General features: G+C 66.1%; 7 protein-coding genes. 5 read left to right on the top strand and 2 right to left on the bottom strand.

Going from position 1 to position 7,975, the window contains the following annotated elements; translation table 11 throughout:
- Positions 1–620, top strand: a 620-nt coding sequence (locus tag AC1DXX_RS24290) for an Orn/Lys/Arg family decarboxylase (RefSeq protein ID WP_478136770.1), incomplete at its 5' end; no start/stop codon positions are given.
- Positions 621–624: 4 nt separating this feature from the next.
- On the opposite strand, the gene AC1DXX_RS24285 is transcribed toward AC1DXX_RS24290, so the two are convergent.
- Positions 625–1,482: a DNA ligase gene (locus AC1DXX_RS24285; protein WP_478136769.1), complete on the bottom strand. Its 858-nt coding sequence runs from the start codon at positions 1,480–1,482 to the stop codon at positions 625–627.
- 64 nt (positions 1,483–1,546) lie between these two features.
- Entirely contained in the window at positions 1,547–2,329 is a 783-nt protein-coding gene (fabI, locus tag AC1DXX_RS24280; protein ID WP_478136768.1) for an enoyl-ACP reductase FabI, read from the bottom strand.
- Between the two features lie 37 nt (positions 2,330–2,366).
- Here fabI and AC1DXX_RS24275 point away from each other — a divergent pair, with 37 nt between their 5' ends.
- From AC1DXX_RS24275 to AC1DXX_RS24260, 4 genes are read left to right on the top strand one after another with little or no spacing between them, the layout of a single operon-like run.
- Positions 2,367–4,178, top strand: coding sequence for an extracellular solute-binding protein (locus AC1DXX_RS24275; protein WP_478136767.1), 1,812 nt, complete (start codon positions 2,367–2,369; stop codon positions 4,176–4,178).
- A gap of 19 nt (positions 4,179–4,197) precedes the next feature.
- Complete coding sequence (locus AC1DXX_RS24270) at positions 4,198–5,235, top strand: microcin C ABC transporter permease YejB (RefSeq protein ID WP_478136766.1); 1,038 nt, start codon at positions 4,198–4,200, stop codon at positions 5,233–5,235.
- Between the two features lie 7 nt (positions 5,236–5,242).
- Complete coding sequence (locus AC1DXX_RS24265; protein ID WP_478136765.1) at positions 5,243–6,325, top strand: ABC transporter permease; 1,083 nt, start codon at positions 5,243–5,245, stop codon at positions 6,323–6,325.
- A complete protein-coding gene (locus AC1DXX_RS24260; protein WP_478136764.1) occupies positions 6,322–7,956 on the top strand; it encodes an ABC transporter ATP-binding protein in 1,635 nt (544 codons plus the stop codon). Before AC1DXX_RS24265 ends, AC1DXX_RS24260 begins: the two co-directional genes overlap by 4 nt.
- The last annotated feature ends 19 nt before the right edge of the window (positions 7,957–7,975 follow it).

Genomic DNA, 7,975 nt, shown 5'->3' with positions numbered 1-7,975 from the left:
GCATTCCCGCGAGCGTGGTGACCAAGTTCCTCGCGGAGCACGGCGTGATCGTCGAGAAGACCGGGCTCTACAGCTTCTTCATCATGTTCACCATCGGCATCACCAAGGGCCGCTGGAACACGCTGCTCACGGCGCTGCAGCAGTTCAAGGACGACTACGCGCGCAACCAGCCGATGTGGCGCATCCTGCCGGAGTTCTGCCAGCAGCACCCGGGCTACGAGCGCCTGGGCCTGCGCGACCTGTGCCAGCACATCCACCAGCTGTACGCACGCTACAACGTGGCGCGCCTGACGACCGAGATGTACCTGAGCGACCTCACGCCGGCGATGAAGCCGAGCGACGCGTTCGCCCACATTGCGCACCGCAAGACCGAGCGCGTGGAGATCGACGAGCTCGAAGGCCGCATCACCACGAGCCTGATCACGCCGTATCCGCCGGGCATTCCGCTGCTGATCCCGGGCGAGGTGTTCAACAAGAAGATCGTCGACTACCTCAAGTTCTCGCGCGAGTTCAACCTGCAGTGCCCGGGCTTCGAGACCGACATCCACGGCCTGGTGGCGCGTGTCGACGAGACCGGCAAGAAGCGCTACTACGCCGACTGCGTTCGCAAGAGCAGTTGATCGCTCAGGAGTGCGGGGCGTCTTCGCGCACCCGCATGAAGCGCGCGAACCGCGGCAGGCCGCTGGCATTGGTGCCGTTGTAGCGGTAGGTGACCCAGCTGCCGATGGCGGGCGGGTTTTCTCGTTCGGCGTCGGTCAATCCGCTGCCGAGCTTGAAGCGCTTGCCTTCAGGTGTCTCGACGACGAGCGCGCCGAGCCGGCTGCCGTTCCTGCCCTTGCCAGTCGCATGGCCCACCACGCGCGCTTCGGCATCGTCATAGGGCTTGACCTTGAGCAGGTCGTTGTTGCGCTCGCCGCGGTAGAGCGAGCCGCCGCGGTGCAGCACCAGGCCTTCGCCGCCCATCTTCACCGTCTTGTCGAGCAGGGCCTGCAGCTCGGCGTGCGTGGTGGCGCGCTCTTGCGGCACCAGGACGACCCAGGGCGCGTCGGTGATCGGCAGCAGCTTGCGCAGGGCCGCCAGGCGCGCCGTGAAGTCGCCGGGCTGGGCCGGCATGTCGAACACCATGAAGCGCATCTCGCGCCAGGCGACATCGTTCGGCGTCTGGCTGCGCACGGTGGACACGGCATGCGCAAACCGGCCGCGGCCCGCCCACAGTTCGCCATCCAGCGGCTGCCTTGGCAGCAACGCCGTGAACCAGGCCGGCGCCGCGATGGGTTCGCCGCCGCGTGTCCAGAGTTGCTTGCCGTCCCAGTAGCCGCGCACGCCGTCGTATTTCTCGCTGACCCAGTAGTCGGCCAGCGACATGCCGGGGCGGTAGACCTCGGCCAGCATCAGGGCCGGAGCGGCGTTGCGTGCGAACGCCGCGCGGCCCAGGGGCAGGCCCAAACCGGCCAGCAGCAGAAGGGAGCGTCGATTCAGCATGTGCTATGAAATTAATAGCGATGAGCGGCCGCTGTGCGGACGTTGCAAGCCCTTGAATGCGAACTTACTCCGCCATGCCCCCGACCACATTGCTGAAGCCTCCGTCCACGTAGGTGATCTCGGCCGTCACGCCGCTGGCCAGGTCGCTCAGCAGGAAGGCGGCCACGTTGCCGACTTCCTCGATCGTCACGTTGCGCCGGATCGGCGAGGCGTCGGCCACGGCCGCCAGCATCTTGCCGAAGCCCTTGATGCCGCTCGCGGCCAGCGTCTTGATCGGGCCGGCGCTGATGCCGTTCACCCGCATGCCCTTCGGGCCGAGCGAGGCGGCGGTGTAGCGCACCGAGGCTTCGAGCGAGGCCTTGGCCAGGCCCATGGTGTTGTAGTTGGGCAGTGCGCGTTCGGCGCCCAGGTAGGTCAGCGTCAGCAGGGCCGACTTGTCGTTGAGGTAGGGCAGGGCCGCCTTGGCCATCGCCGGGAAGCTGTAGGCGCTGATGTCGTGTGCGATCTTGAAGCCTTCGCGCGAGAGACCGTCGAGGAAGTCGCCTGCAATGGCTTCGCGCGGGGCGAAGCCGATACTGTGCACGAAACCGTCGAATCGGGGCCAGGCTTGGGCGAGATCGGCGAAGAGCTTGTCGATCTGCGCGTCGTCGCTCACGTCGCAGTCAAAAATCAGCTTCGAGCCGAAGTCTGCGGCATATTCGGTGATACGGTCCTTGAACCGCTCACCGACATAACTGAAGGCGAGCTCCGCACCTTGTTCGTGGCACGCCTTGGCGATGCCGTAAGCGATCGAGCGATTACTCAACACACCGGTGATCAACAGTTTTTTGCCGGAAAGAAAGCCCATGAAGTTGCCTCGTGAAAATCTTGGGCAGAATTCTCGCATGCGGTTTCTCCGGGTCTGGTGGTTGTTGGTGTGTGCGGCTCCTGTGTGGGCGGCGCATGGATATGCACTCTGGGACGACCTGAAATACGCGCCGGGCTTCACGTCGTTCGACTACGTCAACCCTGCGGCGCCGAAGGGTGGCGAGCTCCGGCTCGTGAGCAATCAGCGCTATTCGACCTTCGACAAGTACAACCCCTTCACCATCAAGGGAGCGCCGCCGGCCTACCTCGACAGCCTGCTGTTCGAATCGCTGCTGACCGGCTCGATGGACGAGACGGCCTCGGGTTACGGCCTGCTGGCGGAGGACGTGACGGTCGCACCCGACCGTCGCAGCGTGACGTTCCGGCTGCGGCCGGAGGCCCGCTTCCACAACGGAATGCCCGTGGAAGCAGCCGATGTGAAGCACAGCTACGACACGCTGATCGGCCCCTTCACCTCGCCGGGCTACAAGACCCTGCTGCAGGAGGTCGATGGCGCCGACGTGCTCGACAGGCGCACCATCCGCTTTCGCTTCAAGACGCCGAACCGCGAACTGCCGCTGATCGTCGGCGGCCTGCCGGTCTTCAGCCGCGCATGGGGCGTGGAGAACGGCAAGGCCAAGCCCTTCGACCAGGTGGTGATGGACATCCCCATCGGCAGCGGCGCCTACAAGATCGGGCCGGTGCGCTTCGGCAAGGACATCACCTACGTGCGCGACCCCAACTACTGGGGCGCCAACCTGGCGGTGAACCGCGGCACCCACAACTTCGATCGCATCACCATCAAGATCTACAAGGACAACACGGCCCGCCTCGAGGCGCTGAAGGCCGGCGAGTTCGACATGATGAGTTTCTATTCGGCCGGCGACTGGGCGCGCCGGGTGAACGGCAAGCGCTTCGACACCGGCGAGCTCATCAAGCGGGAGTTCCAGCACAAGAAGCCCTCGGGCTTCCAGAGCTTCGTGTTGAACAGCCGCCGCGACAGGCTGAAGGACCCGCGCGTACGCGAAGCGCTCGGTCTCGCGCTGGACTACGAGTGGATGAACCGCCAGATGTTCTACGGCGGCTATCCGCGCGTGAAGGACCTGTTCGGCAACACCGATTGCGAGGCCCAGGGTCTGCCCTCGGCCGAAGAGAAGGCCCTGCTCGAACCCTGGCGCGGCAAGATTCCCGACGCCAGCTTCGGCCCCATGTACGTTCCACCCACCACCGAAGGCGCGGACCAGTCGTTGCGCAGCAACCTTCGCCGGGCGCGCGACCTGCTGAAGGCAGCCGGCTGGGAATACCGCGACGGCGCACTGCGCAACGCCAAGGGCGAGGCCATGCGGCTGGAGTACCTCGACAGCAAGGAGGGCGGGGTTCGCACGGTGTCGCCGTGGATGCGCAACCTCGAGAAGCTCGGCATCGCGCTGAACTTCGCGACTGTCGACTTCGCGCTCTACCAGGAGCGGCTCGACCGGTTCGAGTTCGATATCACCACCATCAACTTTCCCGGCACCAACAACCCGGGCCAGCAGCTGCTCGAGATCTTCGGCAGCAAGGCGGCCAGGACGGAGAGCTCGGGCAACTACATGGGCGTGTCCACGCCGGCGGTCGACGCCTTGCTCAAGGACATCGTCGATGCCGACACCAAGGCCGACCTGCTGCCCGCGTGCCGCGCGCTGGACCGGGTCGTCATGCACAGCCACTACCTGATTCCCCAGTGGACGCTGACCTCGCACCGAATCGTCTACGACGACTGGCGCCTGGCGTTCAGGGCACCGATGCCGCCGTATGCCGGTGGAGAAGACTGGGTCATGGGGACCTGGTGGGCCAAGCCGCCGAAGCCATAGAAGAGAAGGAAACAGGCCAATGCTCTCCTATGTACTCAAACGACTGCTGCTGTTCATTCCCACGCTGCTGGGCGTTTTGCTGGTCACTTTTCTCGTCATCCAGTTCGTGCCCGGGGGGCCGGTGGAACAGTACCTGGCGGAGGCAAAAACGGCGGGCCGTGACGGCGGTGGCGGCTTCGAATCGGGCGGCGGCTCCTACCGGGGCAACCAGGGCGTCGATCCCAAGCGGCTGGCGCAGATCAAGGCGCTCTACGGCTTCGACAAGCCGCCGCACGAACGCCTTTGGCAAATGCTCGGCCAGTTCGCGCGCTTCGACCTCGGCAGAAGTTTCTTCCAGAACAAGGACGTGTGGACGCTGATTCTCGAGAAGCTGCCGGTGTCGATCAGCCTCGGCCTCTGGACCTTCTTCATCAGCTACGGCGTGGCAGTGCCGCTGGGCGTTGCCAAGGCGGTGAGGGCGGGGACGCGCTTCGACCTGATCAGCACGCTGATCGTGCTCGTTGGCTACGCCRTTCCTGGCTTCGTGCTCGGCGTGGCGCTGCTGGTGGTCTTCGGCGGGCAGTTGCAGTGGTTTCCGTTGCGCGGGCTGACCTCATCCAACTGGGACGAACTGAGCTGGGGCGCGCGCATCGTCGACTACCTCTGGCACATCACCCTGCCGATCACGGCGATGGTGCTCGGCAGCTTCGCCGTGACAGCCATGCTCACGAAAAACGCTTTCCTCGAGGAGATCCGCAAGCAGTACGTGCTGACCGCCCGGGCCAAGGGGCTGGGGGAGCGGCAGGTGCTGTGGAAGCATGTGTTCCGCAATGCGCTGATTCCGATCATCACGGGCTTGCCTTCGGCCTTCATCGGCGCGTTCTTCGCGGGCTCGCTGCTGATCGAAACCCTGTTCTCGCTCGATGGCCTTGGCCTGCTGGGCTACGAGAGCGTGATCCGCCGCGACTACCCGGTGGTGCTCGGCACCCTGTACCTCTTCACGCTGATCGGCCTGGTGACCAAACTGATTTCCGACCTTTGCTATGTCTGGGTAGACCCGCGTGTCAAATTCGACTGAAAGCGCCATGCCCATCGCCGTACCGGCCGACGTGGGCGTCACGCCCGCGCCGAAGACGACAACCGCCCACATCTCGCCCGGCCGCCGCGCCTGGCTTCGCTTCAAGCGCAACCGGCTCGGCTACTGGAGCCTGGTGATCTTCACCGTGATGGTGGTGCTGAGCCTGTTCGCCGAGGTGTTGTCCACCGACAGGCCGCTGGTTCTCCGTTATGAAGGGCGCACCTATTTCCCCGTGCTGCGCGAGTACTCCGAGAAGACCTTCGGCGGCGACTTCGAGACGCCGGCCGACTACCTCGATCCCTTCATCCGCGATCGCATCACCCGGGGCGACAACTGGGCGATCTACGCACCCAACCCCTACGGACCGAAGACGCTCAACTACTTCGCCAAGGCGCCGAGCCCGGCCGCGCCGACGGGCGACAATTTCTTCGGCACGGACGATCGCGGCCGCGACCTGCTGGCGCAGCTCATCTACGGCTTTCGCGTGAGCGTGCTGTTCGGCCTGGCGCTGACCGCCATCGGCACGGTGCTGGGCGTGGCGGCGGGGGCCGTGCAGGGCTATTTCGCGGGCAAGATCGATCTCGCGTTCCAGCGCTTCATCGAGATCTGGGGTTCGATGCCGGAGCTTTACCTGCTGATCATCTTCAGCGCGATCTTCGCGCCCAGCGTGGCGTTGCTTCTGATTCTGCTGAGCCTGTTCGGCTGGATGGGGTTGGCCGACTACGTTCGCGCCGAGTTCCTGCGCAACCGCCAGATGGACTACGTCCGCGCCGCGCGCGCCCTCGGCGTGAGCAACCTGCAGATCATGTGGCGCCACATCCTGCCCAACAGCATGGTCCCGGTCGTGACCTTCCTGCCGTTCCGGATGAGCGCGGCGATCCTGGCGCTCACGTCGCTCGACTTCCTCGGGCTGGGCGTGCCGCCCGGCACGCCGTCGCTCGGTGAACTGCTGAGCCAGGGCAAGGCCAACATCGACGCCTGGTGGATCTCGCTGTCCACCTTCGGCGTGCTGGTCGTCACGCTGATGCTGCTGACCTTCATGGGCGACGCGCTGCGCGATGCGCTCGATCCGCGGAAGGTCGACAAGTGAACGGCATCACAACGAAAAGTCCCCTGCTCGACGTGAAGGGCCTGCGGGTCTCCTTCAGCGGCAAGGCGGTGGTGCACGGTGTCGACGTCCAGATCGCCGCCGGCGAAAAGCTTGCACTGGTGGGCGAGTCGGGCTCGGGCAAGACCGTTACCGCACTGTCGCTGCTGCGGCTGGTGCAGAACGCCGATCTCGCCGGTGTCGCAAGACTCTTCGGCCCCGAAGGCTCGCAGAGTCCGCGCGACCTGCTGGCGATCCCCGAGCGCGAGCTGCGAGGCATCCGCGGCAAGGAGATCGCGATGATCTTCCAGGAGCCGATGACCGCGCTCAACGCGCTCTACTCGGTGGGCGACCAGATTGCCGAGGTGCTCGAACTGCACGAGGGGCTGTCCGCCCGTGCCGCGCAGGCCGCCGCCGTCCAGCTGCTCGCCGACACAGGCATTCCCGAGCCGGCGCGGCGTGCGAGGTCGTTCCCGCACCAGCTGTCGGGCGGCCAGCGCCAGCGCGCCATGATCGCCATGGCGCTCGCCTGCAAGCCGCGCCTGCTGCTGGCCGACGAGCCGACCACCGCCCTCGACGTCACCGTGCGCGCCCAGATCCTCGAGCTGCTGGCCGACCTTCAGCGCAAGTACGGCATGGCCGTGCTGCTGATCACCCACGACCTGAATCTCGTGCGCCGCTTTGCCGACCGCGTGGCGGTGATGGAGAACGGCCACATCGTCGAGCATGGCGCCGTGGCCACTGTGTTCGATGCCCCGCAGCACGCCTACACCCGCAAGCTGATCGACAGCCATCCGGCGCGCGACGTGGCGGCGGTGGCCGCACGGGCCGATGCCGCACCGGTGCTCGAAGCCAAAGCCTTGCGCGTGAGCTACCCGGTGTCCAGGCCGGGCCTTGCCGGCTGGTTCCGCAAGGGCGAATTCGTCGCCGTGCAGGGCGCCGATTTCCGCATCGTGCCGGGCGAGACGCTGGGCGTGGTCGGCGAGTCGGGTTCGGGCAAGTCGACGCTGGCGCTCGCGGCGCTCGGGCTCCTGAAGCACCGGGGCGAGCTGAAGGTGGAGGGCAAGGGCTGGGCGGTCGATCGCGCGTCGGACCTGGCCCTGCGCCGCACGATGCAGGTGGTGTTCCAGGACCCGTTCTCCTCGCTCTCGCCGCGCATGACGGTCGAGCAGATCGTGGGGGAGGGGTTGCGCGTCCATGCGCCGGAACTCGATACTGAGGCGCGCCGTGCCCGATCGCTCACTGCGCTGGCCGATGTGGGGCTGACCGAGGCGCAATTTCCCTCGCTGCTCGACCGCTACCCGCACGAGTTCTCGGGCGGCCAGCGCCAGCGGCTGGCGATTGCGCGCGCGCTGATCGTCGATCCGCAACTGCTGGTGCTCGACGAGCCCACCAGCGCGCTCGACGTGACGATCCAGAAGCAGGTGCTCGGCCTCCTGCAGCGTCTGCAGCGGGAGCGGGGGCTGAGCTACCTGCTGATCACGCACGACGTCGAGGTGATCCGCGCCATGGCGCACCAGGTCATCGTGATGAAGGACGGGGCCATCCTGGAAACCGGGCCGGTCGAGCGGGTGCTCGACGCGCCCGCGCATCCTTACACGCAGAAACTGGTGGCGGCTGCGCTGCTGGAATAGAACGAAGAGAGATCAAGAA

The organism is Variovorax sp. P4_B10, assembly GCF_056402375.1.
The sequence above is the reverse complement of the archived record's forward strand: the minus strand, read 5'-3'. Positions and strand labels throughout refer to the sequence as shown.